We start from the raw sequence: 26,775 nt of genomic DNA, 5'->3' as shown, positions 1-26,775 counted from the left end.
CCGCGCCGGTTCCGCCGCCCCGTGCCGGCGGTACCGGCGCCGCGCCCCTTCCGTGGCCTCAACCATCCCGTCCGGGCAGGTCGCGGCCCATCCGTTCGGCTACTCATCTCGTGATCTGAGTACGCGTACTCAGACGCCCGTACGCGTCCTCAGTGCACCCCGGCCGGAACTGGCTACGATCTGGGGCGTGTCCGTACTCCCGCTCGTCTTCACCAGTGGCTGGGCCAGTGGGATCAACGCCTACGCGGTGGTTCTGCTGCTCGGGATCTTCGGGGCCACCGGGCTCAGCGACGAGGTGCCCGACGCCCTCCAGCGGCCCGATGTGCTCATCGCCGCCGGAGTGCTGTTCCTCTGCGAGGTGGTCGCGGACAAGATCCCGTACGTCGACTCCGTCTGGGACTCCGTGCACACCGTGATCCGGCCCATCGCCGGGGCCGTCGTGGGCGCGCTGCTGGCCGGGCAGAACGGGTCGCTGCCGGATCTCGCGGCGGGCGCCGTCGGCGGTTCGACCGCGCTGATGAGCCATCTCGTGAAGGCCGGGACGCGGATGGCGGTGAACACCTCGCCCGAGCCGTTCAGCAACATCGCGCTGAGCACGGCGGAGGACCTGGGCGTCGCCGGGATCATAAGTTTCGCGATCTTCCATCCGGTCGCGGCGGCCGTGATCGCGGGCACGCTCCTCCTGCTCGGCATCGTGATACTGGTCGTGCTGTGGCGCAGGATCCGCCGTTTCCGGCGGCGCAGGGCGCAGCGCCGCGAGGAGAAGCGGCTGGCCGCGGCCGGGGTGGCACGACCGCCGGAGTGAGGTGTCGGTGGCGGCGGATAAAGTCGCCGGCATGGCACGGATTGCGGTGATCGGCGCCGGTGCGGGCGCCATGGCGGCTGCCGCCCGGCTGGCCGTGGCAGGCCACCGGGTGACGGTGTACGAGCGCTCGTCGACGTACGGCGGCGCACTGGGACGGTTCGAGCGGGACGGGTTCGTGTTCGACACCGGCCCCGCTCTGCTGCGGCTGCCCGCCGTCTACCGCGACCTGTTCGTGAAGACCGGCAAGGAGCCGCTGGAGAGCTGCGTGGAGCTCGCGCCGGTGGACCCGGCCTCGCGCCACCTCTTCGCCGACGGCAGCGAGGTCTCACTGCCCAACGCCTCACGCGCCGGTGTGGTCGCCGCCCTGGACACCGCCCTCGGCGGGGGCGCGGGCGAGCGCTGGGGGGCCTTCCTCGGCCGCGCGAGGGAGACCTGGGACCGTACGCGCAGACCGCTCCTCGAAGAGCCCCTGTGGCCCAACTGGCAGGTGCTGGCCCGCGAGCCCTACCCCGCCCTTGAGCGGCGCCGCCTGCTGCGCTCGCCCCGCCGGGCCACCACGCTCGGCGAGGTCACGGCACAGGAGCTCGGGGGCGGCCGGCTCGGCGCGCTCCTGGAGAGCTATGCGCTGGAGTACGGCCTCGACCCGGGCACGGCCCCGGCCGCCGCGGCCGTGCTGCCGTACATGGAGCAGACCTTCGGCAGTTGGTACGTGCGCGGCGGCACCCGGGAGCTGGCGCGCGCGATGTACGAGCGCTGTCTGGCCAGGAAGGTCACGTTCGTCTTCGACGCCGAGGTGACGCTGATCCGCGCGAAGGACGGCCGGGCGGCGGGCGTCGAGCTGGCGGACGGCACGGCCGTGGACGCGGACCGGGTGGTGTGCGGCGCGGATCCGCGCGGCCTCCACCGCATGCTGCCCGGCCGCACACTGTGGGGGCCGGAGGAGGTCCGCCCCGGCGGCCCGGCCCGGCCGAGCCGGTTCACGGTGCTGCTCGCGCTGCGCGGCGCACGCCCGTCGGACACCGCGCACCGCACGGTGGTGCACGCGCCGGACGCCGCGGCCGAGGCGCGCGCCGCCTTCACGGGCCCGCACACCGCGCCGCCCACGGTCACGGTGCTGCGCCCCGACGACCCCGCGGTACGGCCGGACGACGACCACGAGGCGGTGACCCTGACGGCGACCGTCGCCCCGCACGGCCCGGTCGACTGGACGGACGGGGCACTGGTCGGGCGGTACGCGGAGGAGTTGATCGGGGCTGCCGAGCGGGCCGTGCCCGGCCTGCGCGAGCGCCTGCTGTGGCACGAGGTCCGCACCCCGGTGGAGGTGGCCCTGGCGACCGGCGCGGAGGGCGGCTCGGTGCCCGCCCCCTCGCTGGCCGGCGCCGACGCCGCGCTGCTGCACCCCGCCAACACCACCGGCCTGCCGGGCCTCCATCTGGCGGGCGGCTGGTCCCACCCGGGCGGCGGGCTCGCCCACGCGGGGATGTCCGGCGCGCTGGTGGCCGGGCTGATCGTGGAGGGGGAGGACTTCCGGGGCTCGCGGTGAGCCCCGCCGCCCGGCGCGGCCCGGCCGCCGCCCGCACCGGTGGCGCGCGGAGCGGCCGGCCCTAGTAGCGGTAGTGCTGCTGCTCGGGCTGGTACGGCGGCAGATCCGGGTGCGCCGGGTCGTACGCCTGGTTCGGGTGGTTCGGGTCGTACGGCTGCGGCGGCTGCTGGCCCTGCAACTGCTCGTACGGGGCGTACGCCTGCTCCCCGTCGCGCTGTTGCGGCACCCAGACGCCGCCGGGCGGGGTGTCCGTGCCGTACTGCGCGGCGAGCGGGTCGGAGTAGGGCTGCTGCTGCCCGCCGAAGCTGTCGTAGCCCTGGTAGGTGCCGTACGCCTGGCCGCTGTTGCCGATGTACGGGTCGGAGTAGGCGGCGTACTGCTGCTGTCCGGCGCCGCTCTCGTCGTACTGCGGGGCGTAGGGATCGGCGTACGGGTCGGCGTAGGGCTGCTGCGGGTCGTACGCGCCGTACTGCGGCTCGCCGTGGGGGGCGGCCTGCGCCTGGGCCTGCTGCGCGGGGCTGTAGATGCCGTACTGCCCGGTCTCGTCGGGCATCGGCTGCGGCTCGTAGACCGAATCGCCGTGCGGCGCCTGCCCGTTGGAGTCCGTGCTGCCGTCCGGCCCGGCCCCGTCCCCGTCCCCGTCCTCGTACTGGAGGCCTGTGACTTCGAGGACCGGCTCCGCCTCGGGGGCGCCCTTGCGGGCCGCCCTGCGACGGCGGCTCGCGCCCGGCCTGCCGCCCAGCGCCCAGCCGGTGGAGAAGCCGCGCCGGAAGGAGAGCGTCACGTACACCTGGCCGACGGCGAAGGCGATCGCGCCCAGGATGATCACGAAGACCGAGGAGAGCATGACGCCGAGGACCACGCCGAGGAAGCCGGTGAAGGCCAGCAGCCGCCAGCGCAGCCGGGCCTTGTACTGGAGCAGCACTTCCCCCAGCAGCCACAGCGCGACGAACGCGAACGCGATGTAGAGGACCGTCCAGCCCATGTACGCCCCTCTTCTCCTGCCCCGGGTGCGGCTCTCCCCTGACCCGGGTACCGGTTTCCGGCTACGCCTGCTGGTGCAGACCGAGATTCTCGTAGATTTCGAGCGTCGCCGTGGAGTTGTTGAGGGTAATGAAGTGCAACCCGGGAACGCCATCGGCGAGCAGCCGTGAGCAGAACTCAGTGGCGAACTCGATGCCCATGGAGCGTACAGCGGCCGGATCGTCCTTGGCCGCCAGCATCCTGTCCCTGAGGTCCGCCGGGAAGACCGCGGTGCTGAGCTGGGGCAGTCGCTCCAGCTGCTTCACGCTGGTCACGGGCAGGACCTCGGGGATGATCGGGGTCTGGCAGCCGGCCGCTTCGACGCGGTCGCGCAGGCGCGCGTAGTTCGTGGGCTCGAAGAACATCTGCGTGATGGCGTAGTCGGCGCCCGCGCGGCACTTGTCCACGAAGTTCCGGATGTCGGAATCCCAGTCGGTGGAGCGGGGGTGCATCTCGGGGAAGGCGGCGACGCCGACGCAGAAGTCACCGGACTCCCGGATGAGCGAGACCAGTTCGGCCGCGTACGTCACGCCCTGGGGGTGCTTGACCCACTCCCCCATCGGGTCGCCCTTCGGGTCGCCGCGCACCGCGAGGATGTTGCGGATCCCCGCGTCGGCGTACTGGCCCACCGTGTGGCGCAGTTCGGCGATCGAGTGCCCGACGGCGGTGAGGTGGGCGACCGGGGTGAGGGTGGTGTCCTCGGCGATCTGCTGGGTGGCCTCGACGGTGCCGGTACGGGTGGTGCCGCCGGCCCCGTACGTCACGGAGACGAAGTCGGGGGCGACCGCCTCGACCCGGCGCAGCGCGTTCCAGAGGTTCCGCTCACCCTTCTCGGTCTTGGGCGCGTAGAACTCGAAGGAGTACGTGGTCTCGCCGGTCGCGAGCATGTCGCGCACCGTTCGTGCGCGATCAGTCCTGGTGGAAGCAGTGCCAAGGGCCATACTTGCAGGTTAGCCAGGGGTGGTCGGTCCCCCAACAGAACGGGGGTAAATTGTCCACATTGTCGGACTTCCGTCCACTCCTCGGACACGATCCGGCACGAGACGGCCGGCGCGCGGTCTGCCGGGGCCGCCCGGCGGCTCGCCGTCGCGGCTAGCCGAGCCGCTCCCGGACCCTCTTGGCCAGGTCGGCGGCGGCTGCCGCCGGGTCGGCCGCCTCGGTGATCGCCCGGACCACGACGACGCGGTCCGCGCCCGCGTCCAGCACCTCGTCCAGGTTGTCCGCGTCGATCCCGCCGATCGCGAACCAGGGGCGGTCGGTGCCGAGCGAGGCGGTGTAACGCACCAGGTCCAGGCCCGGCGCGTGGCGGCCCGGCTTGGTGGGGGTGGGCCAGCAGGGGCCGGTGCAGAAGTAGTCGACGCCCGGCTCCGCGGCGGCCGCGGCGGCCTCCGCCTCGGCGTGCGTGGAGCGGCCGATCAGCACCTCGGCGCCCAGGATGGCCCGAGCGGCCGGCACGGGCAGGTCGCCCTGGCCCAGGTGCAGCACGTCGGCGCCGATGGCGTGGGCGACGTCGGCCCGGTCGTTCACCGAGAGCAGCTTGCCGTGCCTGCGGCACGCGTCCGCGAAGACGGCCAGGTGATCCAGCTCTTCGGCGGCCTCCATGCCCTTGTCCCGCAGCTGCACGATGTCCACACCGGAGGACAGGACGGCGTCCAGGAACTCCGGCAGGTCGCCCTGGCGCCGGCGCGCGTCGGTGCACAGGTAGAGCCGGGCGTCGGCGAGCTGCTCACGGGCCGTGGGCATGGAGGGTCCCCCGTAGAAGTCGTTCGTTCGTTCTTCCGCAGCGCCGGGGCCGATCGGCGGCGAGCTGCGCTGCGGGCCGGGCGCGGGTGTACGGGCCGGGTGGACCGGACCGTACACCCGCGGGCGTCGGCACTGTCGGGTGGGCTCGCTCCGGCTAGAGGGCGAGCGCCTGGGCGCGGCGCTTCACCTCCGTGCCGCGGTTCTCACTGAGGGCCTGCGCGGGGGTGCCGGGCAGGGACGGGTCCGGAGTGAAGAGCCACTCCAGCATCTCCTCGTCGGAGAAACCGTCGTCCCGCAGGAGCGTCAGGGTTCCGGTGAGCCCCTTGACCACCTTGTCGGTGTCGATGAAGGCGGCGGGCACCTGAAGGGTCCTGTTCTCACCACGGCGTACGGCGATGAGCTGGCCCTCCTTGACCAGCTGCCGTACGCGCGTCACCTCCACGTCCAGCATCTCCGCGATGTCGGGGAGGTGGAGCCAGGCGGGGACGAGAGCATCAATCTTTGCGTCAATCTCGGTCACGGGACAAGCGTGCCACCTCCGACTGACACTCGGTACCGGGGATCCCCCTCACGGGGCTCCGCCCCCACCCCGCGAGCGGCTCTTCAGCCCGCCAGGCCTTCGAGAACGAGCGCGCCCTTTCAGCCCGTCCGGCGTTTGAGGACGAGCGCGCTTCAGCCTGTCCGGCGCTTGAGGACGAGCGCGCCCTTTCAGCCGGTCCGGCGTTTGAGGACGAGCGCCCTTAAGGCGCGAACGGGGTCTGGGGCGGAGCCCCAGGCTCCTGAACCTCAGCCGTCCACAACCCCCGGAGGGTTTCGGGAAGGGGTGGGGTGGGGCATCCCCCGGGGCCTGGGGCGGAGCCCCAGCAACCCCGGCCTTCGGGTGCGGACCGTGCTGGGGCACCCGCGCAGTTCCCCGCGCCCCTGAAGACGTAGGGCACCCGGAGCCGCAGCCCGCCGCCCGCACCCACCGCGGCGGAGCCAGTAGGGCACCCGGAGCCGAGCCCGCCGCCCGCGCCCACCGCGGCGGAGCCGCGCAAACGGCACAGCCCCGCGCCCCTGAAGACGTAGGGCACCCGGGGCCGCAGCCCGCCGCCCGCACCCACCGCGGCGGAGCCGGTAGGGCACCCGGCGCCCCTACGTGAGCGTCGTCGACTTCAAGGGGATCGCGGGGTCGGCCACCAGCGACGGGTTCAGGGGGGCCGCCGATTCGATGAGCTTGCGGCCCTGGGCCAGGTCTCGGGGGCGGCCCACCGCAAGCACCGCCACCAGGGCGCCGTCGCGCAGCCAGCACACCGACCAGGGCGTCGAGGAAGGATCCCCGCGGTGGATCAGCTCGTCGGTGTCCGCGTGGTGCCCCGCGTACTGCACGAAGCGGCCGAACTGCTCCGACCAGAAGTACGGCACCGGGTCGTAGTCGGCCGGGGCTTCGCCCACGATGTCCGCGGCGACCGTGCGCGGCCCCTGGAGCGCGTTGTCCCAGTGGTGGACGAGCAGGCGCTCGCCGAAGCGCGCCGAGGGGAACGAGACGCAGTCGCCGACCGCGTACACATCGGGCAGCGACGTGCGCAGCCGCGCGTCGGCGGTGATCGCGCCCTCCGGGCCGAGCGCGATGCCCGAGCCGGCCAGCCAGCCCGTGGCGGGCCGGGCGCCGATGCCGACGACCACCGCGTCGGCGGGCAGGGCCCGGCCGTCGGCGAGCCGCACCTCGCCGGGTACGACCGACCGGACCCGCGCGCCGGTGAGGAGTTCGGCGCCGGCCTCCGCGTACCAGCCGGTCATGGGGGCCGCGACCGCCGCGGGGAGCACTCCGGCCAGCGGGCGGTCGGCGGCCTCCACCACGGTGACCTCGCACCCCGCGTCGCGCGCGGCCGTCGCGAACTCCGCGCCGATCCACCCCGCGCCGACCACGACGATCCGGTGCCGCTGGTCGAGGACGGGGCGCAGGCGCCGCGCGTCGTCGAGGGTGCGGAGCAGGTGCACCCCGGGCACTCCCCCGCTGCCGGGCAGGGTGAGCGGTTCGGCGCCGGTGGCGATGACGAGGGTGTCGTAGCCGACCTCTCCCGCCTCGGTCACCACCCGGTGTTCGCCGGGCCGCACCCCGGTGACTTCGAGGCCCAGGCGCAGGTCCACGCCGAGCGCGTCGAAGTCGACCTCGAAGGCCGAGCCCTCGGCCTTGCCGAGCAGGACGGCCTTGGACAGCGGGGGCCGGTCGTAGGGCTGGTGGGGTTCGGCGCCGATGAGGGTGACGGCTCCGGTGAAGCCCTGTTCGCGCAGGGCCACCGCGGTCTGCACGCCGGCCATGCCCGCACCGACGACCACCACGTGCCGCGCTTCGGATTGCGTCTGCTGTTCGCTCACCCGATCACCATAAGCAGCTGACTATTCGTCAGGTAAGGGGCCGGGCCCGCCCGCACACCCGCCGGCCCGCCCCGCACACCCCCCGGGCGCCCGGACGCTCCCTTACTGCGTGCCGGAGGCTCGGGCTATGGTGGCTGGCGTAAAGCACTCGCGGGAGCCCGGACGCACCGGGCTGAGAGGGAGGCTGGGCGGCCTCCGACCGTACGAACCTGATCCGGGTCATGCCGGCGAAGGGAGGGGCTGGACGCCCATGCGTTCTTCACACAGCAGGTCCGACGACAGGCCAGGTCACGGGTCCGACGTCCTCGTGGTCGGGGGCGGCATCATCGGCCTCGTCACCGCGTGGCGGGCCGCACAGCGCGGCCTCGACGTCGTGCTCGCCGACCCCGAGCCGGGCGGCGGCGCCGCGCAGGTCGCGGCCGGCATGCTCGCCGCCGTCACCGAACTCCACTACGGCGAGCAGACCCTGCTCGCCCTCAACGTCGAGTCCGCCCGCCGCTATCCGGCCTTCGCGGCCGAGCTGAGCGAGGCCACCGGGCTCGACACCGGCTACCGCGCCTGCGGCACCCTCGCCGTGGCGCTCGACTCCGACGACCGCGCCCATCTGCGGGACCTGCACGCCCTCCAGGCCCGCTGCGGCCTGGAGTCGGAGTGGCTCTCCGGGCGCGACTGCCGCCGCCTGGAGCCGATGCTCGCGCCGGGTGTGCGCGGCGGGCTGCGGGTGGACGGGGACCACCAGATCGACCCGCGCCGGCTGGCCAAGGCCCTGGTCGCCGCCTGCGCGCAAGCCGGGGTGCGGTTCGCGCACGGCTGGGCCGAGCGGCTGTCCGTCGTACGGGATCGGGCGGCCGGGATCGTCCTCGCGGACGGCACCGCGCTCACCGCCGACCAGGTCGTCCTCGCCGCGGGAAGCCTCAGCGGCAGGCTCGGCGGCGTACCGGAAGAGCTTGTTCCGCCGGTGCGTCCCGTGAAGGGCCAGGTGCTGCGGCTCACCGTGCCACCGGCGTACGCACCCTTCCTGTCCCGGACCGTGCGGGCGGTGGTGCGGGGCAGCGACGTCTATCTCGTACCGCGCGAGAACGGCGAGCTGGTCGTCGGCGCCACCAGCGAGGAACTCGGCTGGGACACCACGGTCACCGCCGGCGGGGTCTACCAACTGCTGCGCGACGCCCATGAGCTGGTGCCGGGTATCACCGAACTGCCGCTCACCGAGACCCGGGCGGGCCTGCGTCCCGCCTCGCCCGACAACGCGCCCCTGCTCGGGCCGACCGCGCTGCCCGGCCTGCTGCTCGCCACCGGGCACTACCGCAACGGCGTGCTGCTCACCGCGGTCACCGGCGACGTCATGGCCCACGTCCTGACCACCGGTGAACTGCCCGACGAGGCACGCCCGTTCACCCCCCGCCGCTTCACCTCAGCACCCCGGGAGCTGACGACCGCATGACCATCTCCGTCAACGGCGAGCCCCGCGCGCTCGCCTCCGGGACCACCCTCGACGCCCTCGTCGCCACCCTCACACCGTCCCGCTCCGGGGTCGCCGCCGCCGTCAACGAGACCGTCGTGCCGCGCAGCGCCTGGCCCACGACCACGCTCGGCGAGGGCGACCGCGTCGAGGTCCTCACCGCCGTGCAGGGGGGCTGACCATGGCCGACGACGTGCTGACGATCGCCGACACCACCTTCGCCTCCCGTCTGATCATGGGGACCGGCGGGGCGCCCAGCCTCGACGTCCTGGAGCGGGCGCTGGCGGTGTCCGGCACCGAGCTGACCACGGTCGCCATGCGCCGCCTCGATCCGACCGTGCGCGGCTCGGTCCTGACCGTGCTCGACCGGCTCGGCATCCGCGTGCTGCCCAACACGGCCGGCTGCTTCACCGCGGGCGAGGCCGTGCTCACCGCGCGCCTGGCCCGCGAGGCGCTCGGCACCCACTGGGTGAAGCTGGAGGTCGTGGCCGACGAGCGCACCCTGCTGCCCGACCCGATCGAGCTGCTCGACGCGGCCGAGGTGCTGGTCGACGACGGGTTCACGGTGCTGCCGTACACCAACGACGACCCGGTCCTCGCACGCAAGCTGGAGGACGTGGGCTGCGCGGCGATTATGCCGCTCGGCTCTCCCATCGGCTCCGGGCTCGGCATCCGCAACCCGCACAACTTCGAGCTGATCGTGGACCGCGCGAACGTCCCGGTGATCCTCGACGCGGGCGCCGGCACCGCCTCCGACGTGGCCCTCGCGATGGAGCTGGGCTGCGCCGCGGTGATGCTGGCCTCCGCCGTCACCCGGGCCCAGGAGCCGGTCCTCATGGCGGAGGCGATGCGGCACGCGGTCGAGGCGGGGCGCCTGGCGCACCGGGCGGGGCGCATCCCGCGCCGCCACTTCGCCGAGGCCTCCTCCACCATGGCCGGCCGGGCCGCCCTCGACCCCGAGCGGCCCGCCTTCTAGGCCGGCCCGCGTCACAGCTCGGCTGCAGTACGGCCCCCACCACCCACGCGGCGTGAAGGGGGCCGAGTGGCGCTCGTAAACTCTCCCCGTGGATACGACCCTTCATGACCCCCTCGTCGGGCAGGTGCTCGACGGCCGCTACCGCGTCGACGCGCGCATCGCCGTCGGCGGTATGGCCACGGTCTACCGGGCCGTCGACACCCGCCTCGACCGTGTGCTCGCCCTCAAGGTGATGCACCCCGGCCTCGCCGCCGACGCCTCCTTCGTGGAGCGCTTCATCCGCGAGGCCAAGTCGGTCGCCCGGCTCGCGCACCCCAATGTGGTCGGCGTCTTCGACCAGGGCGCCCAGGACCAGTACGTCTACCTCGCGATGGAGTACATCGCCGGCTGCACCCTGCGCGACGTGCTGCGCGAGCGCGGCGCGCTCCAGCCGCGCGCGGCGCTCGACATCCTGGAGCCGGTGCTCGCCGCGCTCGGCGCCGCCCACCGGGCCGGGTTCGTGCACCGGGACATGAAGCCCGAGAACGTTCTGATCGGCGACGACGGCCGGGTCAAGGTCGCCGACTTCGGCCTGGTCAGGGCCGTGGACTCGGTGACGAGCAGCACCGGCTCGATCCTCGGCACCGTCTCCTACCTCGCGCCCGAGCAGATCGAGCACGGCACCGCCGACACCCGCGCCGACGTGTACGCCTGCGGCGTCGTCCTGTACGAGATGCTCACCGGCACCAAGCCGCACGGCGGGGAGACCCCCGCGCAGATCCTCTACGCCCACCTCCACGAAGGCATGCCCGCGCCGTCCGCGGCGGTGCCGGGCCTCGCCCTGGAACTCGACGAGCTGGTCGCCGCGGCGACCGCCCGCAACCCCGATGTGCGCCCCGACGACGCGGTGGCCCTGCTCGCGCTGGCCCGCACGGCCCGCGCGGCCCTGGACGAGGAGCAGCTGGACGCCGTCCCGCCGGGCGCCCACTCCATGGCGGCGGGGGCCGGCGCAGACGACCGTACGAGCGTGATCCCGCGGGCCGTGCCGACGCCGGTGACCCCGGCGGGTGTGCCGCTGCCCGCGGAGAGCGCGGGGGCGGACCCCGTCGTCAACCGCACCAGCCGGCTGATCATGCCGCAGCGCGTCGAGGAGGAGCCGGAGCGGCGGCCGGTGCCGCGCGGGCCCCGGGACCGCTTCGGCAACCGGCGCGGGCTCATCGCCGTGGTGACCGCGCTCCTGCTGATCGTCGGGGTCGGCGCGGGCGTCTGGTACATCAACTCCGGCCAGTTCACCCGCGTCCCGGCGCTCATCGGGCAGAGCGAGGACGCGGCGAAGCGGAAGCTCGACGGCGCCGGGCTCGACCTGAAGAAGGTGGACCGGCAGTTCAGCGACACCGTCGAGCGGGGCCAGGTCATCTCGACCGACCCGGCCACCGGCGCCCGCATCCGCGGCAACGGCTCGGTGACCCTCGTCGTCTCGCGCGGCCCGGAGACGGCGCCGGTGCCCAAGCTCGACGGGATGCCGCTGGCGCAGGCCAGGAGCGAGCTGCAGAAGGCGGGCTTCGCGCCGGGCGACACCACCAGCGAGTTCAGCGACGGCGTGGCGCAGGGCGCGGTGATCCGCACCGATCCGCCGGCCGGCGTCAAGCGGCACACCGACTCCGCGGTCGCGCTGGTCGTCAGCAAGGGCGCCCCCGTCGACACGCCCTCCGTGGTCGGCGACTCGGTGGCGGACGCCACCGCCGCGCTCCAGGGCGCGGGTCTGAAGGTCGCCGTCTCGCCCGACCAGGTCGACTCGCAGCAGGAGGCGGGCAAGGTGGCCGCGCAGTCGGCGCCCGAGCACGCCCGGCTCACCAAGGGCGACACCGTCACGCTGACCGTGTCCAAGGGGCCCCGGATGGTGCCGGTGCCCACGGTGACCGGCCAGAAGGCCGACGACGCGCAGAAGGCCCTGGAGGCGGCCGGCTTCAAGGTGAAGGTCGACCGCGGCTTCCCGTTCCTCAGCGACGAGGTCTCCGGTCAGTCCGTCGCGGGCGGGACTCCGGCCCCCGAGGGCTCCACCATCACGATCACCACCAAGGGACTGTAGTCACCCCATGCGCAACCCCATCGGCGGCCATGTGCCCGTGGCCGGCGGCCTCGCCACGGCCGGTCTCGCCTACGCCCGTGACATCGGCGCGGAGACCGTGCAGGTCTTCACCGCCAACCCGCGCGGCTGGGCCACCCCCGTCGGCGATCCGGCTCAGGACGAGCTGTTCAGGGCCGGGTGCGCGGAGGCCGCGATCCCGGCGTACGTGCACGCTCCGTACCTGATCAACTTCGGCTCGGCCACCGGGGCGACGGTGGAGAAGTCGGTGGAGTCGCTGCGGCACTCGCTGCGCCGGGGCCGGGAGATCGGCGCGCTCGGCGTGGTCGTGCACACCGGGTCGGCGACCGGCGGGCGCCCGCGCGCGGAGGCGCTGGCGCAGGTCCACGAGCGGCTGCTGCCGCTGCTCGACGAGCTGACCCACGACGACGACCCGTTCCTGCTCCTGGAGTCGACCGCCGGGCAGGGCTTCTCGCTCTGCTCGCGCACCTGGGACTTCGGTCCCTACTTCGAGGCGCTCGAATCCCACCCCAAGCTCGGCATCTGCCTGGACACCTGCCACATCTTCGCGGCCGGGCACGACCTGGCCGCGCCCGGCGGGGCGAAGCACACCCTCGACCTCCTGGTGGAGACCGTGGGCGAAGGGCGGCTGAAGCTGATCCACGCCAATGACTCCAAGGACGTGGCCGGGGCGCTCAAGGACCGTCACGAGAACATCGGCACCGGACACATCGGCGAGGAGCCGTTCCGGGAGCTGCTGGCGCACCCCGCGACCGACGGCGTGCCGCTGGTCATCGAGACGCCGGGCGGCAGGGAGGGCAACGCGGCGGACATCGCCCGCCTGAAGGCGCTGCGCCCGTAACCCGCGGGCCGGCCCTCGCAGGACTCAGAGCTCGGGGCCGTCCCCGGGCTCCTCCTGGTAGGAGTAGCGCTGCTCGCGCCAGGGGTCGCCCACGTTGTGGTAGCCCCGCTCCTCCCAGAAGCCGCGGCGGTCGGCCGTCATGTACTCGATGCCGCGGACCCATTTGGGGCCCTTCCAGGCGTACAGGTGCGGCACGACGAGGCGCAGCGGGAAGCCGTGTTCGGCGGTGAGCAGGTCGCCGCCGTTGTGGGTGGCGAAGACCGTACGGTCGGAGAGGAAGTCGGCGAGGCGCAGGTTGGAGCTGAAGCCGTACTCGGCCCAGACCATCACATGGGTGACATCGGGTGCGGGCGGCGCGAGTTCGGCGATTGTGCGGGCCGTCACCCCGCCCCATTCGGCCCCGAGCATCGAGAACTTGGTGACGCAGTGCAGATCGGCGACCACGCTCTCGAACGGCAGCGCCGAGAAGTCCTCGTGGTTCCAGCAGTGCTTGTCGCCGTCGGCGGTGGCCCCGAAGACGCGGAACTCCCAGCGCTCCGGCTTGAACTTGGGCACCGGCCCGTAGTGCGTGACGGGCCAGCCTCGCTGGAGCCGCTGGCCCGGCGGAAGCTCCGTCTGCGCTGCTCCCTGCCGCTCCCGGCTCTCCGGCTGACCCATGACTCCATGGTGACAGACCCCGGAGGGTGGTGGTGACCAGGGACGTCCCGATTCGGGCAACTCCTACTAAGCATGCACTTACTGGACGGGGTTCTGATCACGGTGCAAGGATGCGCGAAACCTGCCCAGTTACCGCTTGGAAGGAGCCTCTGCGATGCAGGGCGACCCCGAGGTCATCGAATTCCTGAATGAGCAGCTGAGTGCCGAGCTGACGGCGATCAACCAGTACTGGCTGCACAGCGCGATGCAGGCCAACTTCGGCTGGACGAAGCTGGCCAAGTACACGCGTCACGAGTCGATCGACGAGATGAAGCACGCGGAGGTGCTGACCGACCGGATCCTGTTCCTGGACGGTCTGCCCAACTTCCAGCGGCTCTTCCATGTGCGCATCGGGCAGACGGTCACCGAGATGTTCCAGGCGGACCGGCAGGTGGAGGTCGAGGCGATCGACCGGCTCAAGCGCGGCATCGAGGTGATGCGGACCAAGGGCGACATCACGTCCGCGAACATCTTCGAGTCGATCCTGGCCGACGAGGAGCACCACATCGACTACCTCGACACCCAGCTGGAGCTCGTGGAGAAGCTCGGCGAGGCGCTCTACATCGCGCAGCTCATCGAGCAGCCGGAGAGCTAGCCGGGAGAGCCGCGGGAGACTTCCGGGGGCCCGCGGAGCGTCAGGCCGCGTCGTCGAGGGCGGGCGCGAACTCCGGCACCACGGCGGTGAGCGCGGGCACGCCCTGGTCCACCAGCTCGCGCCGGGGGCAGGCGCCGCGTCCGAGCAGCGCCTGGATGCGGCGTACGCACGAACCGCAGTCGGTGCCGGCCTTGCAGGCCGAAGCTATCTGGCGGGGGGTGCAGGCACCGCCGTCCGCGTGCTTCTTGACCTGCTCCTCGGTGATACCGAAGCAGTTGCATACGTACACGCGGTTCACCTCCCGTGAGCGCTCGGCGCGGGATCGTCAAGGAAAGCCCGTCCCGATTCCTCGGTGAGGCTAACCTAACCTTACCCAACGCCCGGGGCCCGCAAAAGACCGGATACGCCAGTGGGGCGCGGATCACATGGATCCGCGCCCCACTGCTATTCCGCGTACGGAGGGCCTACTGGTCGCGGTACATCTCGGCGACCAGGAACGCCAGGTCGAGGGACTGGCTGCGGTTGAGGCGCGGGTCGCAGGCCGTCTCGTAGCGCTGGTGCAGGTCGTCGACGAAGATCTCGTCGCCGCCGCCCACGCACTCGGTGACGTCGTCACCGGTGAGCTCGACGTGGATGCCGCCCGGGTGGGTGCCGAGCGCCTTGTGGACCTCGAAGAAGCCCTTGACCTCGTCCAGGACGTCGTCGAAGCGGCGCGTCTTGTGGCCCGAGGCCGCCTCGAAGGTGTTGCCGTGCATCGGGTCGGTGACCCAGGCGACGACCGCGCCGGAGGCGGTGACCTTCTCGACCAGCTCGGGCAGCTTGTCGCGGACCTTGTCGGCGCCCATGCGGACGACGAAGGTCAGCCGGCCGGGCTCGCGGTCCGGGTCGAGGCGGTCCACGTAGGTGAGCGCCTCGTCGACGGAGGTCGTCGGGCCGAGCTTGATGCCGATCGGGTTGCGGATCCGGGAGGCGAACTCGATGTGCGCCCCGTCCAGCTGCCGGGTGCGCTCGCCGATCCACACCATGTGGCCCGAGGTGTCGTACAGGTGCCCGGTGCGCGAGTCGGTGCGGGTGAGCGCCGACTCGTAGTCGAGCAGCAGCGCCTCGTGGGAGGCGTAGAACTCGACGGCCTTGAACTCGGCCGGGTCGGTCCCGCAGGCCTTCATGAAGTTCAGCGCGTTGTCGATCTCGCGGGCGAGCTGCTCGTAGCGCTGGCCGGACGGCGAGGACTTCACGAAGTCCTGGTTCCAGGCGTGCACCTGGCGCAGGTCGGCGTAGCCACCGGTGGTGAAGGCGCGCACCAGGTTGAGCGTCGAGGCGGAGGCGTGGTACATCCGCTTCAGGCGCTCGGGGTCCGGCACACGGTCCTTCTCCGTGAAGGCGAAGCCGTTCACGGAGTCGCCGCGGTAGGTCGGCAGGGTCACGCCGTCGCGGGTCTCGGTGCCCTTGGAGCGGGGCTTGGAGTACTGGCCGGCGATCCGGCCGACCTTCACCACCGGCACGGAGGCCGCGTAGGTGAGGACGGCGCTCATCTGCAGGAGCGTCTTCAGCTTGGCCCGGATCTGCTCGGCGGACACGGCGTCGAAGGCCTCGGCACAGTCGCCGCCCTGGAGGAGGAACGCCTCGCCCTGGGCGACGGCTCCCAGACGGGCACGCAGCTGGTCGCACTCGCCGGCGAAGACGAGCGGCGGATACGATTCGAGGTCCGCGATCACATCGCGCAGAGCCTCGGCATCGGGGTACTCGGGCTGCTGCGCCGCGGGAAGGTCACGCCAGGTGTTTACGTTCACGGTCACCGCACCCACATTACGTGGTCGGCCAAGCCGTCCATCCCCACGTTCACCAAATGAGACACCGGCCACCCGGACACCGGCGCCATGACCGCGAGGGCAGAGATGCCGTCCGGGAGGTCCGGACCGTGACCGACCATGATCATCCCTTGTTAATGTCACGTCAGTTACCGAATGTGGGACAAACGTGACCAGGGGTGGGTGTGAGCCGAAGCGTGACCAGTGGGCAGCAGAAACACACGAAGAGGAAGCTGGTGGGGTACGGGGTGGCCGGGGCGCTCGCGCTCACCGCGGTCGGCCCCCAGGCGCTCGCGGCCCCGGCCGCGACCACCGGCGGGGGAACGCGGGCAAGCACCGCGCTTCAGGCCCAGTTCGCGGGCGCGGCACGGGAGTTCAAGGTTCCGCAGAGCGTTCTGATGGCGGTCTCCTACCGCCAGACGCGCTGGGAGGACCACGACGGCAGGCCCAGCACGTCGGGCGCGTACAACGTCATGGGGCTCACCCGGGTGCTGCCCGGCGATGTCGAGCAGCCCACCGCCCAGGACCGGCTCGCGCACCTCGACCTCAGCGGTGACCCGGCCGTCATGAAGCGGTTCGACGCCAAGAAGGCGCCGGCCGCGGAACCCTCGGTCGACACCACGGCGCCCGCCCTGCACACCCTGGACGAGGCCGCGAAGCTCATCGGCGAGCCGGTGGACGCGGTGCGCACCGACACCGGGCAGAGCATCCGGGCGGGTGCGGCCCTGCTCGCGCACTACCAGCGCGCGGCGACCGGCTCGCTGCCGGCCGAGCCGGGTGCCTGGTACCCGGCGGTGGCCCGCTACAGCCAGGCCCCCGACACCAAGGGCGCCGACGCGTTCGCGGAGCGCGTCTTCGACTCGGTGCGCTCCGGCGAGCGCCGGGTCACCACCGACGGGCAGACCCTCGCCCTGCCCGCGCAGCCGGGCGTCACGCCGGCCGCCCCGGCGAAGAAGGCCCTGGCGGCCGACCCCGCGGGCCCCGCACCCGAGTGCCCGGCCGGGCTCAACTGCGACTACAAGCCGGCCGACCCGAACAACTACAACGTGGCGACGCGGCCGGACAACGGATACGACATCCGGCAGATCGTCATCCACGACACCGAGGGCTCCTACGACAGTGCCATCAAGGTCTTCCAGGACCCGAAGAGCTCGGCGAGCACGCACTACATCGTCAAGGACGACGGCAGCCTGGTCACCCAGGTCGTGGCGACGAAGGACGAGGCGTACCACGCCGGCAACAAGTCGGTGAACATGCACGCGCTCGGCGTCGAGCACGTGGGCTTCGCCATGAAGCAGGGCAGCTGGTACGGCGAGCCGCTCTACGACGCGTCGGCGACGCTGGTGAAGTACCTGGCCGACCGGTTCTCCATCCCGCTCGACCGCGAGCACATCCTCGGCCACGACGAGGTGCCGGGCCCGCTGGACGGCTACGTGGCCGGGCAGCACTGGGACCCGGGCCCGTTCTGGGACTGGAACCACTACATGGAGCTGCTCGGCTCCGACGACTGCGCGGGCCACCGGATGCCGTCGGCCGGCCAGGTCGTCAAGGTCGTGCCGCCGTTCACTCCGCGCACCACGACGTACTACGACCCCGCGACGAAGGTCCGCACCACCTTCGACCAGCCGGCCAACTTCGGCTACCTGTACGCGGCCCCGTCCACCGACGCCGCCCCGCTGAGCGACCCGTACCTGGGCGAGCAGGTCGCGACCGAGGGCCCCAACTGGGCCAACAAGGTCGTGGCCGGCGGCCGGTACGTCGTCGCGGACCGGCAGGGCGACTGGACGGCGATCTGGTACGGCGGGCAGAAGGCCTGGTTCCAGAACCCGGGCGCCCGCTACACCTCCGTCGTGGCACGCTCGGCGGCCCCGGTCGTCGTGAAGGCCAAGGGCACCGCTCCGGTGCAGGTCTACGGGCGCTCCTACCCCGAGGACGCGGCGTACGCGGGCACCGGGGTGCCGGTGCAGGGCAGCAACTCCGCCTCGCTGACGAAGTACAGCATCCCGGCCGGGCAGGCCTACGTCGCCGCGGGTGACGCGGTCGCGGGCGACTACTACTACGGCGGCACCACGCTCGGCACCCTCGTCAAGGGCGCCCAGACCTTCTACCCGATCCGGTACAACCACCGGATCGCGTGGGTGAGGACCGCCGACGTCGAGGCGGTCGCCCCCGGGACCCGCTAGGCGGTCCGGATGTCCCGACGGCGCCGCCCGGCGGCGGCGCCGTCGGGTAGAGTGCCCGCCATGTTCGCGCAACTGATCCAGAACTGGTGGTGGACCGCTCATCCGGCGGCCCACTGATCTCTGCGCGCACGCACAGACACACGAAGGCCGCCCCGAGGGGCGGCCTTCCGTGTTTCTCCGGGGCCGTTCCTCCCGCTCACACCGCCGGAAGGAACCCCATCCCATGCTCATCCAGAGGCTGTTGGACGAGAACGGCCCGCCGTTCGCGCTGCTGCGCCGGCGCACCCCGGGCCGCGACCACGACACCGTCGAGGTCCTGATCGGCCCGGTCCACGAGGCCGAACACCTCGCCGACCTGCCCGTCGGGGAGCTGCCCACGCTCGCCCTCGTGCCGTTCCGCCAGATCAGGGAGCGGGGCTTCGACGTGCGCGACGACGGCACCCCGCTCGCGGTCCTGGTCGCCGAGGAGACCCACGAGCTGCCGCTCGCCGACGTGCTCGCCGCGCTGCCCGCCCACGAGGTACGGGTCGAGAACGGCGGCTTCGACGTCGCGGACGAGGCGTACGCGCGGACCGTGCGGCGGGTCATCGACGAGGAGATCGGCCGCGGCGAGGGCGCCAACTTCGTCATCCGGCGCACCTTCACCGGCGAGATCCCCGGCTTCGGACGGGCCGACGCGCTGGCCCTGTTCCGCCGGCTGCTGGCGGGCGAGCGGGGCGCCTACTGGACGTACGTGGTGCACACCGGTGGGCGGACCCTCGTCGGCGCGAGTCCCGAGGTGCATGTGCGGATGTCCGGCGGGACGGTCGTCATGAACCCGATCAGCGGGACCTACCGCTACCCGGCGGGCGGCCCGACCGCCGAGGACCTGCTGACCTTCCTCGCCGACCGCAAGGAGACCGACGAGCTGTCCATGGTCGTCGACGAGGAACTCAAGATGATGTGCACGGTCGGCGACATGGGCGGGGTCGTGGTCGGCCCGCGCCTGAAGGAGATGGCCCATCTCGCGCACACGGAGTACGAGTTGAGGGGCCGCTCCTCGCTCGATGTGCGCGAGGTGCTCAGGGAGACGATGTTCGCGGCGACGGTCACCGGCTCGCCGGTGCAGAACGCGTGCCGGGTCATCGAGCGCCACGAGCCCGGCGGGCGCGGCTACTACGCGGGTGCGCTCGCGCTGCTCGGCCGGGACGCGGGCGGCGCCCAGACCCTCGACTCCCCGATCCTGATCCGCACCGCGGACATCTCCGCCGAGGGCCGGCTGCGGGTGCCGGTCGGCGCCACCCTCGTCCGTCACTCGGACCCGGCCGGCGAGGTCGCCGAGACCCACGCCAAGGCGGCGGGCGTCCTCGCCGCGCTCGGCGTGCGGCCCGGCCGGCCGGCCGGGGACGCGGCGCGGCCCCGGCTCGCCGACGACCCCCGGGTGCGGGCCGCCCTCGACGCCCGACGGGCCGACCTCGCGCCGTTCTGGCTGCGGATGCAGGACCGCCCGGCCGAGCCGAGCGGCTCCGCGCTGGTGGTGGACGGCGAGGACACCTTCACGGCGATGCTCGCGCACGTACTGCGGTCGGCGGGCCTCGACGTGTCGGTGCTCCGCTACGACGCGCCCGGACTGCGCGCGCGGGTGCTCGGCCACGCGGGCCCGGTCGTCCTCGGGCCGGGGCCGGGCGACCCCTCGGACGCGGCCGACCCGAAGATGCGGCTGCTGCGCCCCCTCGCCGCCGAGCTGCTGCGCGAGCATCGACACGGGCTGCTCGGGGTCTGCCTGGGCCATGAGCTGATCGCGGCCGAGCTGGGCCTGCCCCTCGTGCGCAAGCGGGAGCCGTACCAGGGCGCGCAGGTGCGGATCGACCTGTTCGGGCGGGAGGAGACGGTCGGCTTCTACAACAGCTTCGCGGCGCGCTGCGACGGGGCGCCGCCGGCGGGCGTGGAGGTGTCGTCGGACCCGGTGACCCGGGAGGTGCACGCGCTGCGCGGGCCGGGGTTCGCGGGCATCCAGTTCCATCCGGAGTCGGTGCTCACGCTGCGCGGCCCCGAGGTGGTCCGGGAGCTGCTGGCGGGGGTCGCGGTGGGCTGACCGGCGCCCCGCCCGGCCGGGGTCATGGACCCGCCGGCACCAGGATGTTCTCGGTGTGGCGGCCTTCCGCGTAGGCCGCCACGTTCTCCACCGTCGCCGCGACGATCTGGCCCACCGCGTCCTCGGTGTAGTACGCCTGGTGCGAGGTGACCACCACGTTCGGAAAGGTCACCAGGCGGGCCAGGGTGTCGTCCTCGACCGCGTCGAGCGACCGGTCGTGGAAGAAGAGCCCGGCCTCGGCCTCGTACACATCGAGGCCGACGCCGGCGAAGCGGCCCCTGCGCAACTCGTCGACCAGCGCGTCGGTGTCGATCAGGCCGCCCCGGCTGGAGTTGACCAGGATCGCGTCGTCCTTCATCGCGGCCAGCTCCGCACGGCCGATGATGTGGTGCGTCGAGGGCAGCAGCGGCACGTGCAGGCTGATCACGTCGGCGGCGGTGAGCAGCGTGTCCTTGTCGACGTACGTCATGCCGAGCTCGACGCAGGCCGGGTTGCGCGCCACGTCCCAGCCGAGCAGGTTCATGCCGAAGCCGTGGGCGATCCGGGTGAAGGCCTCGCCGATCTTGCCGGTGCCGAGGACGCCGACGGTGCGGCCGCGCAGGTCGCGGCCGAGCAGTCCGTCGAGGCGGAAGTCGAAGTCGCGGGTGCGGTTGGAAGCCCGCACGATGCGGCGGTTCACGGCCATCGCCAGCGTCCAGGCGAATTCGGCGACGGAGTACGGGGAGTAGGCGCTGACCCGGGCGATGGTGAGGCCGAGGCGTTCGGCCACGTCGAGGTCGATGTTGTTGAAGCCGGTGGAGCGCTGGGCGATCAGCTGGGTGCCGCCGACGGCGAGGCTCTGCAGGACGCGGGCGCCGAGGTCGGCGTTGACGCTGGTGGAGATCGCCTCGTAGCCGGCGGCGATCGGTGCCGTGTCCTCGGTGAGGAAGACATCGAGGCAGCGCACCTCGTGACGGCCCGCGAAGGCCCGCTCGATCAGCGGCTTCTCGTCGGCCTGCACGCCGAACGCCAGGATCTCCACGGTGCTCCCCTCGCGGACACTGCCCGGCGTTTCGCCGGAATTGAGGACTATGGGCCGGATATCGCGAATATACGGCCCATAGCCCCGCCGCGCCCGGCCTGGTCAGCCGAAGAAGACGCCGACCTCGGCGTAGAGCGCCGGGTCCACGGTCTTCAGCCTGGCGGTCGCCTCGGCGATCGGCACCCGCACGATGTCGGTGCCGCGCAGCGCCACCATCTTGCCGAAGTCGCCGTCGCGCACCGCCTCGATGGCGTGCAGTCCGAAGCGGGTCGCGAGCCACCGGTCGAACGCGCTCGGGGTGCCGCCGCGCTGCACGTGGCCGAGGACGGTGGTCCTGGCCTCCTTGCCGGTGCGCTTCTCGATCTCCTTGGCCAGCCATTCGCCGACACCGGACAGGCGTACGTGCCCGAAGGAGTCGAGCGTGCCGTCCTTGAGCACCATCTCGCCGTCCTTCGGCATGGCGCCCTCCGCGATGCAGACGATCGGGGCGTAGGACGCCTTGAAGCGGGAGGTGACCCAGCCGCAGACCTGGTCGACGTCGAAGCGCTGCTCGGGGATGAGGATGACGTTGGCGCCGCCGGCCAGGCCCGAGTGCAGGGCGATCCACCCCGCGTGCCGGCCCATGACCTCGACGACGAGGACCCGCATGTGGGACTCGGCCGTGGTGTGCAGCCGGTCGATCGCCTCGGTGGCGATGCCGACGGCGGTGTCGAAGCCGAAGGTGTAGTCGGTGGCGGAGAGGTCGTTGTCGATCGTCTTGGGCACCCCGACGCACTTGATGCCGTACTCGTCACTGAGACGGGCCGCGACACCCAGGGTGTCCTCGCCGCCGATCGCGACCACGGCGTCGATCTCGTACTTGGCGAGGTTCTCCTTGATCCGGCGGACGCCGTTCTCGGCCTTCAGGGGGTTGGTGCGCGAGGAGCCGAGGATGGTGCCGCCGCGCGGCAGGATGCCGCGCACCGCCGGGATGTCCAGCGGGACGGTGGCGCCCTCCAGCGGGCCGCGCCAGCCGTCCTTGAACCCGGTGAACTCGTATCCGTACTCCTGCACACCCTTGCGGACGATGCCCCGGATGACGGCGTTGAGCCCGGGGCAGTCACCGCCTCCGGTCAGTACTCCGACCCGCATGGAATGGTCCCTTCACCTGGGAGTGACGTACGCGGTCCACGCTAGTGGTGACGTACGTCACTCCGGGATGGGGCGAAAGGTCAATTCATGGGACAACAAAGGGAGTTGATGTTCCGTCATTCACCCTCACGGGGGATGGCGCTCAGCCGTCGCCGACGCTGTCGAGGCCGCGCTCTATCGCGTACCGCACCAGCTCCACCCGGTTGTGCAGCTGGAGCTTGCCCAGGGTGTTCTGGACGTGGTTCTGCACCGTGCGGTGCGAGATGACGAGGCGCTCGGCGATCTGCTTGTAGCTCAGGCCCTTGGCGACCAGGCGCAGCACCTCCGTCTCGCGCTCGGTGAGCTGCGGCGCCTTCGGCTCGTCGGCGGTGGCGGGCGCCGGGTCGCTCGCGAGCCTGCGGTACTCACCGAGGACGAGGCCGGCCAGGCCCGGTGTGAACACCGGGTCGCCGACGGCGGTGCGGCGCACCGCGTCGGTCAGCTCCTCGGTGCTGGCCGACTTCAGGAGGTAGCCGAGCGCGCCCGACTTCACCGCCTCCAACACGTCGGCGTGCTCGCCCGACGCGGACAGGACCAGGACCCTGAGCGCCGGGTTGGCGGCGACCAGCTCCTTGCAGACCTGGGCGCCGGGCATGCCCGGCAGATTGAGGTCGAGGACCAGGACGTCGGGCGACGCGGCCTGCGCCCTGCGCACCGCCTGCGGCCCGTCACCGGCCGTGGCGACCACGTCGAAGCCGGCGGCGGCCAGGTCGCGGGCGACCGCGTCGCGCCACATCGGGTGGTCGTCGACCACCATCACCCGCACCGTCGCGTCCGCCCGCCCGCTCTGCTGCTCCGTCATCCGTGCCGTCCTGCCTTCCCCCGTGGGACCTTCAGTTCAACTTCCGTGCCCTGGCCGGGCACGGAGATCAGCTCCGCCGTGCCGCCCAGGTCGCGCAGCCGGCCGCGGATCGAGAGGGCGACGCCCATGCGCCCCTCCCCCTCGGCCTTCTCCAGCCGGCCCGCCGGGATTCCGGGCCCGTCGTCCCGTACCGTCACGATCACTTCGTCCCCCCAGTCCTCGACGAGGATCCAGGCCTGGGCGGACTCCCCCGCGTGCATACGGACATTGTCCAGGGCGGCACTGACAGCGGCCGCCAACTCCCGTGCCGCGGGCGGCGGGAGGGGCACCGGGGCACCTGGCTCCGCGAAGGAGACCTTCGATCCGGCGTGCCGGGCGAGCAGCGAGCGCAGATCGACGGTGCCCGTGTCACCCGGCTCGTCGTCGACCTCCACCACCCGCACGACGGCGCCGTTCGCCACGTCCTCGGAGGCCCGGCTCGTCGGCACCAGGCCGCTGGAGACCAGGGTGCGCAGCGCGACCTCCTGCTCGCCGGCCATCCGGCCGAGCTCCGCGGCCTCGCCGCCCAGCGCGCTGGCACGGCGCTGCACCATGGCGAGCACCTGGAGCACGCTGTCGTGGATGTCGCGGGCCAGGCGCTCGCGTTCACGGGTCGCGGCCTCGATCTCCAGGGCGCGGGCGAGCGTGGCCTCACTGGCGCGGGCCACCTCGACGATGTAGCCGATCGCGATGGAGGCGATCCACACCAGGAGCACGTTGTGGAAGGTGTCCCGGGTGGGGTGGGCGCGCTCCACGATGTTGGCGACGGCCACCAGCGAGGAGGCGAACGCCGCCCAGCGCCAGCCCCCCTTGATCCCGTAGGCGAGCACCGCGCCGGCCGCCGCTATCGTCGGCAGCGTCGGGCCGTCGATGTGCTGGGCGTCCAGGTCGGCGACCGGGGTGAGCAGGATGCCGGTGATCACCACGGCGAGGTCGACAGCGAGGAAGCGCTTGGTGCAGGCGGCCGCGTTGGCCACCCTCGGCAGGGTCGCGCCGTTCCACACCGTGAGCGCCGTCAGGTAGCCGATGCCGACCCAGGGCCGTTCGAACTTCTCGTACCCGTTGGCGAAGAGCGCCAGGGCGTAGAGGGTGGTGAGCACCCGGTAGCCGGCCAGGGCACGCCACAGGGGCAGCTCCACCGACATCCGTACGACTCGTTCGCGCTTCGCCATTTCCCACCCCTGGACGACCGACCCACCTCCGCACGACCCCCCGGCCGGCGCGCGGTCAGTCGCCGGGCCGCTCCGCCCGCTTGGCCTGCTCGGCCTCGCGCGCCCGCTCCGCCTTCTCGGCGGCCTTCTGCTCGTCGGCGACGCGCTTGGCCTCGTCCGCGATCTGCCGCTTGGCGGCGGTCGCGTAGATGTCGACGTACTCCTGGCCGGAGAGCTTCATGATCTCGTACATGACCTCGTCGGTCACCGAGCGCAGGATGAAGCGGTCGCCCTCCATGCCCTGGTACCGGCTGAAGTCGAGCGGCTTGCCGATGCGGATGCCGGGGCGCATCAGCTTGGGGACGACCTTCCCCGGCGGCTGGATCTTCTCGGTGTCGATCATGGCGACCGGGATGACGGGGGCGCCGGTGGCGAGCGCGACCCGGGCGAGACCGCCGGGCTTGCCGCGGTAGAGGCGGCCGTCGGGCGAGCGGGTGCCCTCGGGGTAGATGCCGAAGAGGCCGCCGCTCTTGATGACGTCGATGCCGGCGTTGATCGCGGCCTCGCCGGCGCCGCGCGCGCCCGAGCGGTCGACGGGGAGCTGGCCGACGCCCTTGAAGAACGCGGCCGTCAACCTGCCCTTCACTCCGGGTGAGGTGAAGTACTCGGCCTTGGCGATGAAGGTCACCTTGCGGTCGAGGACGGCCGGCAGGAAGAAGGAGTCCGAGAAGGAGAGGTGATTGCTCGCGAGGATCGCCGGGCCCTCGGCGGGGATGTTCTCCAGGCCCTCCACCCACGGCCTGAAGGCGAGCTTCAGTGAGCCGCCGATGGAGAACTTCATTGCGCCGTAGATCAACTCGGATGCCTTCCTTTGCTTGTCGAACAGACCTTAACCCGTGTGGTGGCCCGCCCTCCCGCGCGACGGCTCTGGTCGGTGTCAGTCCGGTCGCGTACCGTGAAGTACGACTCCCTCGCACAACCCCCCGCCCCGCTCATGAACAGGAGACCCCTGGTGCCGGTCCTCCCTGGAGCCGAGCCGTTCCGCCACGAGGGCGGAGAGGTCGGCGTCCTCCTCTGTCACGGTTTCACCGGATCCCCGCAGTCGCTGCGCCCCTGGGCGGAGTACCTCGCGGAGCGCGGCCTCACGGTCTCGCTGCCGCTCCTGCCCGGCCACGGCACCCGCTGGCAGGACATGCAGCTCACGGGGTGGCAGGACTGGTACGCGGAGGTGGACCGCGCCCTGCGCGAGCTCACCGAGCGCTGCTCCCAGGTCTTCGTGTTCGGGCTCTCGATGGGCGGCGCCCTCGCGCTGCGTCTCGCCGCGCGCCACGGCGACACGGTGCGCGGCCTGGTGCTCGTCAACCCGGGCAACAAGGTGCACGGCGTGGCCGCGCGGGCGCTGCCGGTGGTCCGCCACTTCGTGCCGTCCACGAAGGGCATCGCCAGCGACATCGCCAAGGAGGGCTCCGAGGAGATCGGCTACGGACGGGTGCCGCTCCACGCGGCGCACTCGCTGCGGAACTTCTTCAAGATGGTGGACGGCGAACTGCCGCAGGTGACACAGCCGTTGGTGGTCCTGCACAGCCCGCAGGACCATGTCGTGCCGCCCGTCGACTCCGCGCGGATCCTCAGCCGGGTCTCCTCCACGGACGTCGAGGAGATCCTGCTGGAACAGAGCTACCACGTGGCGACGTTGGACCACGACGCGGAGCGGATCTTCGAGGAGAGCTACTCGTTCATCGGCCGCCTCGCTCCTGGGGTCAAAGAGAAGGGGAGCACGACCGGTGGCTGAGCACGACGCGGACCGCGAGCCGCAGCCGATCGACGAAGAGGCTGCCTGGGCGGCGATCGTGGCGGGGTACGGCGAGGAGCCGGCCGACCCGCCGGGCACCAGACCGTTCAGATCGGTGGAGGACCTCGCGCTGCCCGAGGGCGAGCCCGACGGGACGGACGAGGGCGGCGGCGCCGGCGGGGAGGACCGCGAGGACGGGAAGCCCGGCCCGGCGGCGGCCCCGCCCGAGCCGCCCGCCAAGGGCCTCGACAAGCCCGCGCTCGGCAGCTCGGTGGTGTTCGCCCCCGGCGTGCGCGGACCGCGCGACCACCGGCCGGCCGAGCCCCTCGACCACGACGAGGACGGATCGGACGAGGGGCACTTCGTGCCGCCGGAGCCGCCGCCCCTGCCCGAGGCCGACGTCACGGCGAAGTTCGCCTGGCTCGGCGTGGTCGGCGGCCCGCTGCTGCTGATCCTCGCCGCCGTCTTCGGCTGGGACATGACGTGGTGGCTCACCACCCTCGGCGTGGGCGGCTTCCTCGGCGGCATCGCCACCCTCTTCGCCCGCATGCAGCCCGACGAGGACGACGACGACCCGGGGCGCGGCGCGGTGGTCTGACCCCGCGCC

Annotated in this window: 26 protein-coding genes and 1 riboswitch; of the genes, 13 read left to right on the top strand and 13 right to left on the bottom strand. The window is 72.5% G+C overall.

Annotated elements, in window-relative coordinates:
• Positions 1–187 precede the first annotated feature (187 nt).
• Together OOJ98_RS06605 and OOJ98_RS06600 are read left to right on the top strand one after the other, a co-directional pair.
• Positions 188–805, top strand: coding sequence for a DUF4126 domain-containing protein (locus OOJ98_RS06605; RefSeq protein WP_267053672.1), 618 nt, complete (start codon positions 188–190; stop codon positions 803–805).
• 31 nt (positions 806–836) lie between these two features.
• Positions 837–2,348, top strand: coding sequence for an NAD(P)/FAD-dependent oxidoreductase (locus OOJ98_RS06600; RefSeq protein WP_267053671.1), 1,512 nt, complete (start codon positions 837–839; stop codon positions 2,346–2,348).
• A 61-nt stretch (positions 2,349–2,409) separates the two neighbouring features.
• Here OOJ98_RS06600 and OOJ98_RS06595 read toward each other — a convergent pair whose 3' ends face one another.
• From OOJ98_RS06595 to OOJ98_RS06575, 5 genes are all read right to left on the bottom strand, one after another.
• Complete coding sequence (locus OOJ98_RS06595) at positions 2,410–3,333, bottom strand: hypothetical protein (protein WP_267053670.1); 924 nt, start codon at positions 3,331–3,333, stop codon at positions 2,410–2,412.
• Positions 3,334–3,394: 61 nt separating this feature from the next.
• On the bottom strand, positions 3,395–4,312 hold the full coding sequence (gene metF / locus OOJ98_RS06590; RefSeq protein ID WP_267053669.1) for a methylenetetrahydrofolate reductase [NAD(P)H]: 918 nt from the start codon (positions 4,310–4,312) through the stop codon (positions 3,395–3,397).
• A gap of 151 nt (positions 4,313–4,463) precedes the next feature.
• Positions 4,464–5,114, bottom strand: a complete 651-nt coding sequence (gene thiE / locus OOJ98_RS06585) for a thiamine phosphate synthase (protein WP_267053668.1) — start codon at positions 5,112–5,114, stop codon at positions 4,464–4,466.
• Positions 5,115–5,268: 154 nt separating this feature from the next.
• Complete coding sequence (locus OOJ98_RS06580; protein WP_267053667.1) at positions 5,269–5,634, bottom strand: Rv2175c family DNA-binding protein; 366 nt, start codon at positions 5,632–5,634, stop codon at positions 5,269–5,271.
• Positions 5,635–6,248: 614 nt separating this feature from the next.
• Positions 6,249–7,472, bottom strand: coding sequence for an NAD(P)/FAD-dependent oxidoreductase (locus tag OOJ98_RS06575; RefSeq protein WP_267053666.1), 1,224 nt, complete (start codon positions 7,470–7,472; stop codon positions 6,249–6,251).
• 140 nt (positions 7,473–7,612) lie between these two features.
• Positions 7,613–7,725, top strand: a riboswitch (TPP riboswitch).
• Between OOJ98_RS06575 and thiO the strand changes: the two genes are divergently transcribed.
• The 5 genes from thiO (at position 7,723) to OOJ98_RS06550 (ending at position 12,837) form a co-directional block, all read left to right on the top strand.
• Positions 7,723–8,916 (top strand): glycine oxidase ThiO, encoded by a 1,194-nt coding sequence (gene thiO / locus OOJ98_RS06570; RefSeq protein ID WP_267053665.1) that lies wholly within the window; start codon positions 7,723–7,725, stop codon positions 8,914–8,916. Its footprint overlaps the riboswitch before it by 3 nt.
• Positions 8,913–9,113 carry a sulfur carrier protein ThiS gene (gene thiS / locus OOJ98_RS06565; protein WP_267053664.1) on the top strand — a complete coding sequence of 67 codons (201 nt, stop codon included), beginning with the start codon at positions 8,913–8,915 and terminating at the stop codon, positions 9,111–9,113. Before thiO ends, thiS begins: the two co-directional genes overlap by 4 nt.
• A gap of 2 nt (positions 9,114–9,115) precedes the next feature.
• Positions 9,116–9,910: a thiazole synthase gene (locus tag OOJ98_RS06560; protein WP_267053663.1), complete on the top strand. Its 795-nt coding sequence runs from the start codon at positions 9,116–9,118 to the stop codon at positions 9,908–9,910.
• 88 nt (positions 9,911–9,998) lie between these two features.
• Complete coding sequence (gene pknB, locus OOJ98_RS06555) at positions 9,999–11,978, top strand: Stk1 family PASTA domain-containing Ser/Thr kinase (protein WP_267053662.1); 1,980 nt, start codon at positions 9,999–10,001, stop codon at positions 11,976–11,978.
• A gap of 7 nt (positions 11,979–11,985) precedes the next feature.
• Positions 11,986–12,837 carry a deoxyribonuclease IV gene (locus OOJ98_RS06550; RefSeq protein ID WP_267053661.1) on the top strand — a complete coding sequence of 284 codons (852 nt, stop codon included), beginning with the start codon at positions 11,986–11,988 and terminating at the stop codon, positions 12,835–12,837.
• A 24-nt stretch (positions 12,838–12,861) separates the two neighbouring features.
• Here OOJ98_RS06550 and OOJ98_RS06545 read toward each other — a convergent pair whose 3' ends face one another.
• Positions 12,862–13,494 carry a sulfite oxidase-like oxidoreductase gene (locus OOJ98_RS06545; protein WP_267053660.1) on the bottom strand — a complete coding sequence of 211 codons (633 nt, stop codon included), beginning with the start codon at positions 13,492–13,494 and terminating at the stop codon, positions 12,862–12,864.
• Positions 13,495–13,648: 154 nt separating this feature from the next.
• Here OOJ98_RS06545 and bfr point away from each other — a divergent pair, with 154 nt between their 5' ends.
• Positions 13,649–14,128, top strand: a complete 480-nt coding sequence (bfr, locus tag OOJ98_RS06540) for a bacterioferritin (RefSeq protein WP_267053659.1) — start codon at positions 13,649–13,651, stop codon at positions 14,126–14,128.
• 40 nt (positions 14,129–14,168) lie between these two features.
• On the opposite strand, the gene OOJ98_RS06535 is transcribed toward bfr, so the two are convergent.
• Positions 14,169–14,426 (bottom strand): bacterioferritin-associated ferredoxin, encoded by a 258-nt coding sequence (locus OOJ98_RS06535; RefSeq protein ID WP_267053658.1) that lies wholly within the window; start codon positions 14,424–14,426, stop codon positions 14,169–14,171.
• 166 nt (positions 14,427–14,592) lie between these two features.
• Positions 14,593–15,924 (bottom strand): class II 3-deoxy-7-phosphoheptulonate synthase, encoded by a 1,332-nt coding sequence (locus OOJ98_RS06530; protein WP_267053657.1) that lies wholly within the window; start codon positions 15,922–15,924, stop codon positions 14,593–14,595.
• Between the two features lie 197 nt (positions 15,925–16,121).
• Here OOJ98_RS06530 and OOJ98_RS06525 point away from each other — a divergent pair, with 197 nt between their 5' ends.
• The 3 genes from OOJ98_RS06525 to OOJ98_RS06520 all read left to right on the top strand — a co-directional run bounded on the left by OOJ98_RS06525 (position 16,122) and on the right by OOJ98_RS06520 (position 20,193).
• A complete protein-coding gene (locus OOJ98_RS06525) occupies positions 16,122–18,119 on the top strand; it encodes an N-acetylmuramoyl-L-alanine amidase (RefSeq protein WP_267053656.1) in 1,998 nt (665 codons plus the stop codon).
• 9 nt (positions 18,120–18,128) lie between these two features.
• On the top strand, positions 18,129–18,236 hold the full coding sequence (locus OOJ98_RS34885; protein ID WP_353963736.1) for a trp operon leader peptide: 108 nt from the start codon (positions 18,129–18,131) through the stop codon (positions 18,234–18,236).
• A gap of 106 nt (positions 18,237–18,342) precedes the next feature.
• Entirely contained in the window at positions 18,343–20,193 is a 1,851-nt protein-coding gene (locus OOJ98_RS06520) for an anthranilate synthase family protein (protein ID WP_267053655.1), read from the top strand.
• Positions 20,194–20,215: 22 nt separating this feature from the next.
• On the opposite strand, the gene OOJ98_RS06515 is transcribed toward OOJ98_RS06520, so the two are convergent.
• The 5 genes from OOJ98_RS06515 to OOJ98_RS06495 all read right to left on the bottom strand — a co-directional run bounded on the left by OOJ98_RS06515 (position 20,216) and on the right by OOJ98_RS06495 (position 25,232).
• Complete coding sequence (locus tag OOJ98_RS06515) at positions 20,216–21,214, bottom strand: 2-hydroxyacid dehydrogenase (protein ID WP_267053654.1); 999 nt, start codon at positions 21,212–21,214, stop codon at positions 20,216–20,218.
• A gap of 102 nt (positions 21,215–21,316) precedes the next feature.
• The gene (locus OOJ98_RS06510) at positions 21,317–22,345 is read right to left on the bottom strand and encodes a 6-phosphofructokinase (protein ID WP_267053653.1); all 1,029 of its coding nucleotides are present in this window, start codon (positions 22,343–22,345) and stop codon (positions 21,317–21,319) included.
• Positions 22,346–22,487: 142 nt separating this feature from the next.
• Complete coding sequence (locus OOJ98_RS06505) at positions 22,488–23,186, bottom strand: response regulator transcription factor (RefSeq protein ID WP_267053652.1); 699 nt, start codon at positions 23,184–23,186, stop codon at positions 22,488–22,490.
• Complete coding sequence (locus OOJ98_RS06500; RefSeq protein WP_267053651.1) at positions 23,183–24,397, bottom strand: MacS family sensor histidine kinase; 1,215 nt, start codon at positions 24,395–24,397, stop codon at positions 23,183–23,185. Before OOJ98_RS06500 ends, OOJ98_RS06505 begins: the two co-directional genes overlap by 4 nt.
• A 55-nt stretch (positions 24,398–24,452) precedes the next feature.
• Positions 24,453–25,232, bottom strand: coding sequence for a 1-acyl-sn-glycerol-3-phosphate acyltransferase (locus OOJ98_RS06495; protein ID WP_267053650.1), 780 nt, complete (start codon positions 25,230–25,232; stop codon positions 24,453–24,455).
• 156 nt (positions 25,233–25,388) lie between these two features.
• On the opposite strand from OOJ98_RS06495, the gene OOJ98_RS06490 reads away from it, so the two are divergent.
• Both OOJ98_RS06490 and OOJ98_RS06485 read left to right on the top strand, forming a co-directional pair.
• Positions 25,389–26,168 (top strand): carboxylesterase, encoded by a 780-nt coding sequence (locus OOJ98_RS06490; protein WP_267053649.1) that lies wholly within the window; start codon positions 25,389–25,391, stop codon positions 26,166–26,168.
• Entirely contained in the window at positions 26,161–26,766 is a 606-nt protein-coding gene (locus OOJ98_RS06485) for a hypothetical protein (RefSeq protein WP_267053648.1), read from the top strand. Before OOJ98_RS06490 ends, OOJ98_RS06485 begins: the two co-directional genes overlap by 8 nt.
• The last annotated feature ends 9 nt before the right edge of the window (positions 26,767–26,775 follow it).

The sequence above is a fragment of the Streptomyces sp. NBC_00083 genome (genome assembly GCF_026343295.1).
In the GTDB taxonomy this organism is placed as follows: Bacteria; Actinomycetota; Actinomycetes; order Streptomycetales; family Streptomycetaceae; genus Streptomyces.
Note: the sequence above shows the minus strand (reverse complement) of the source record. Positions and strands in the feature narration are given on the sequence as shown.

Coding starts and splice junctions, on each gene's coding strand:
- OOJ98_RS06600 (WP_267053671.1), top strand. CDS start 837: ATGGCACGGATTGCGGTGATCGGCGCCGGTGCGGGCGCCATGGCGGCT.
- OOJ98_RS06595 (WP_267053670.1), bottom strand. CDS start 3,333: ATGGGCTGGACGGTCCTCTACATCGCGTTCGCGTTCGTCGCGCTGTGG.
- metF (WP_267053669.1), bottom strand. CDS start 4,312: ATGGCCCTTGGCACTGCTTCCACCAGGACTGATCGCGCACGAACGGTG.
- thiE (WP_267053668.1), bottom strand. CDS start 5,114: ATGCCCACGGCCCGTGAGCAGCTCGCCGACGCCCGGCTCTACCTGTGC.
- thiO (WP_267053665.1), top strand. CDS start 7,723: ATGCGTTCTTCACACAGCAGGTCCGACGACAGGCCAGGTCACGGGTCC.
- thiS (WP_267053664.1), top strand. CDS start 8,913: ATGACCATCTCCGTCAACGGCGAGCCCCGCGCGCTCGCCTCCGGGACC.
- OOJ98_RS06560 (WP_267053663.1), top strand. CDS start 9,116: ATGGCCGACGACGTGCTGACGATCGCCGACACCACCTTCGCCTCCCGT.
- OOJ98_RS06550 (WP_267053661.1), top strand. CDS start 11,986: ATGCGCAACCCCATCGGCGGCCATGTGCCCGTGGCCGGCGGCCTCGCC.
- OOJ98_RS06545 (WP_267053660.1), bottom strand. CDS start 13,494: ATGGGTCAGCCGGAGAGCCGGGAGCGGCAGGGAGCAGCGCAGACGGAG.
- bfr (WP_267053659.1), top strand. CDS start 13,649: ATGCAGGGCGACCCCGAGGTCATCGAATTCCTGAATGAGCAGCTGAGT.
- OOJ98_RS34885 (WP_353963736.1), top strand. CDS start 18,129: ATGTCCCGACGGCGCCGCCCGGCGGCGGCGCCGTCGGGTAGAGTGCCC.
- OOJ98_RS06520 (WP_267053655.1), top strand. CDS start 18,343: ATGCTCATCCAGAGGCTGTTGGACGAGAACGGCCCGCCGTTCGCGCTG.
- OOJ98_RS06510 (WP_267053653.1), bottom strand. CDS start 22,345: ATGCGGGTCGGAGTACTGACCGGAGGCGGTGACTGCCCCGGGCTCAAC.
- OOJ98_RS06505 (WP_267053652.1), bottom strand. CDS start 23,186: ATGACGGAGCAGCAGAGCGGGCGGGCGGACGCGACGGTGCGGGTGATG.
- OOJ98_RS06500 (WP_267053651.1), bottom strand. CDS start 24,397: ATGGCGAAGCGCGAACGAGTCGTACGGATGTCGGTGGAGCTGCCCCTG.